Raw genomic sequence first — 2,932 nt, forward strand, 5'->3', positions numbered from 1 at the left:
AGAAACATCTGGATGAACTTTTCAGCCAGGCGAAACAACCCGTGAGTCAAGATGAAGTGGCTGCTGTGATTGTGCCTCATGCAGGTTATGTTTTTTCGGGAAAAGTTGCGGCGTCGGGGTTTAATCAGATCCCTAAAGATTCAAAATTTGATCGTGTTTTTTTGATTGGTTCCAGCCATCGTGTTGCATTCAACGGTGCATCCGTTTATACACAGGGAGATTATTTAACTCCGTTGGGAAGGGTGGAAGTGGACCGTGAGGTTGCACAAAAGCTTGTGGACAGCAGCTCTGATATTTCTTCCGATCCGAATGCTCATATTGATGAGCATTCCCTGGAGGTGGAATTGCCTTTTTTGCAGCATCATTTGCAGCATCCTTTTAAGCTGGTGCCTGTTGTGATGGGGCCACACGATGCCAATGGGGCTCCCAGGGTGGCAAAGGCACTGGAAGAGTGGTTCAGGCCGGGAAACTTGTTTGTCATCAGCACCGATTTTTCTCATTATCCTGCTTACGAAGATGCTGAAAAAGTAGATGCGTTGACAGCTGAGGCCATTTTGAAAAATGATCCCCCGGAATTGTTAACTGTTTTGGAAAAAAATCGTCATCTGAAAATAGAAGGACTTTCCACCAGTTTGTGTGGATGGTCTTCGGTGCTGACATTGCTGCATCTCACACAAAACAAAGACAATCTGAGGTTTGAAAAAATTGAATATCAGAATTCCGGTGACACCCTTTTGGGAGATAAAGATCGTGTGGTGGGGTACAATGCCATTGCTGTTTTTCGGGCAGAGCAAACAAAAATGGAAGAGTCGGGTTTTTCTTTGAACCGTGAGGAACAACAGTGGCTGGTTAAAAGGGCTCATGAGGCACTAGAGGCAGCTGTGAATGATGAAGTGGCAAAAGCTCCCGTTCTTTTGTTTTCAGAAAACCTTGAAGCCCCGGTGGGCGCATTTGTTTCGCTCTACAATAAAGGAAAATTGAGAGGGTGTATTGGAAATTTTGGAAGCGATGCACCTCTTTGGAGAGTGATAGATCGGATGACGGCCGATGCTGCCTTGAACGATTCCCGGTTTTTGCCGGTAACTGACGATGAAGCAGGGCAGTTGGATATTGAAATATCCGTACTGACTCCAAAACGGAAGGTGGAAGATGTCGGAGAAATTGTTCCGGGAAAGCATGGTATTTACATTGAAAAGGATGGGCGAAGCGGCACGTTTCTTCCACAGGTCGCGGAAAAGACAGGGTGGAATCTTGAGGAATTTCTGGGGCATTGCGCCAGAGATAAGGCCGGAATAGGATGGGATGGATGGAAGGATGCAGATGTCTATATTTATGAAGCACTTGTCTTTGGGGATAAAAAATGAATAGAATATGACTATGATAAATTTTTTCGAATGTTGAATCAGAATATATCAAACCCTTTCTCTTCTTTAGTTAAAGGCCGGATGGCTGTTTTTGTGAGTGGTTTTTCCATGTTAATGGTACAGGTGGTGCTGCTACGTGAGCTGTCTTCATTATTTATTGTAAATGAGTTGATTGTTGGGGTTTTTCTCTCTTTCTGGATGCTTTTTTCCGGGATGGGCGCATTTTCTGCCCGGTTTTTTAGAGGATTTCAGTGGTCCTATTCGGGTTTTTTTCCGCTGATTTCTGGCTTTACCGCTCTTCTGTCATTGTGGTTGTTGTATCTTGCCCGGCACTGGATGGCTAGCGAAGGGGGGTCACCTGGTGTATCTGACTGGTTACTGATTACTGCCTTTGTCACTTTTGTATTTTGTTTTCCTACTGGTATGATGTTTACCTGGTTTTCGTCGGCTTTGGGTTACAAATGCGGTGAGCGACAAACAGAGCGGGTTTATATCTCGGAGCAATGGGGAAGCCTTGTGGCGGGAGTTTTGTTTTTTTTGGTTCCGGCGGTCTGGTTGAACGCTTTCTCTGCTCTCACCTTGTTGGTAATCTTTAATTTTCTGGCTGCCATCTTTTTGTTTGCTCCCATAAAGAAGGCTTTAAACAGGGGATTGGTGTTTATTTGTTTGTTGGGGTTGATTGTTCTCCTGATTCTTCCTCAGTACCGGGTTGCACGTGAGTTGATTGCAGGAGGGCGAAGCGTGACCGGGACATTCTTTTCCCCTCGTGGTAGTATTGATGCCTGGACGGAAGGTGACAAAACGGGATACTTTATGGGGGGCCGTTTTGTTTCAGCTAATTCGGTTTCTCAGGAGCGTGAAGAATTACTACACCCGGCTTTAATGCTACATCCTTCTCCGCAGCATATTTTGTTGATTAATGCCAGTCCCGGGCTGGTGGCTGAGGCTTTGAAATATGAAGGCCTGAAAATTGATTTCATTTCTCCGGACGATGCCCGGATTGCTCTGGAAAAGGAGTTGTTGCATATCGGCGGAAAGGATTTTGAAAGGGTCAGATTTATTAATGCCGATCCGCACAGGTATCTGAAGCGATCAGCCGGAAAATTCTATGATGTGGTACTGTTGGGGGGCGGAATTCCCTATAATCTGGCTTCCACACGTTTTTACACCGCCGATTTTTTTCAATTAATCGCTGACAATTTAAGCAGGAATGGCTTTTTTGTGACGGGAGGTATTGATTATTCCTCATCCTGGTCCGGTCCACGGCGTGATATGATAATGGTTTTGGAAGAAACTGTTAGCTCTGTTTTTCCTTATTTGCGCATCTGGGCAGGCGGAAAGGTCTTTTTTGTAGTTTCACAAAAGGAGATTACAGCGGGTTGGTGGGATTATCATGAAGCGGTTTTTGAGAATAACCGGTTTATTAAGGAGGAGTTTTTCCCGGCCGACAGACTGGAATCACAGATTGTGGCTGTACAGAATATTGTGGAGAGCCAGGTACGTTTGAATACCCGTGTAAGGCCCGTGTTGTTTCAGCTGGCGTTGCGCGATATGAGTGATTTCTGGGA

The 2,932-nt window shown here is 45.3% G+C and carries 2 protein-coding genes; both read left to right on the plus strand.

What is annotated here, in order from left to right:
* A partial coding sequence (gene amrB / locus QZZ43_RS09280; protein ID WP_291858211.1) for an AmmeMemoRadiSam system protein B occupies window positions 1-1,364 on the plus strand: 1,364 nt, incomplete at its 5' end.
* Window positions 1,365-1,394: 30 nt separating this feature from the next.
* The coding region (locus QZZ43_RS09285) for a spermine synthase (protein WP_291858213.1) at window positions 1,395-2,932 on the plus strand (1,538 nt) is incomplete at its 3' end.

Origin of the sequence: Marinilabilia sp., from assembly GCF_016278715.1 — a bacterium.
Lineage (GTDB): Bacteria > Bacteroidota > Bacteroidia > Bacteroidales > Marinilabiliaceae > Marinilabilia.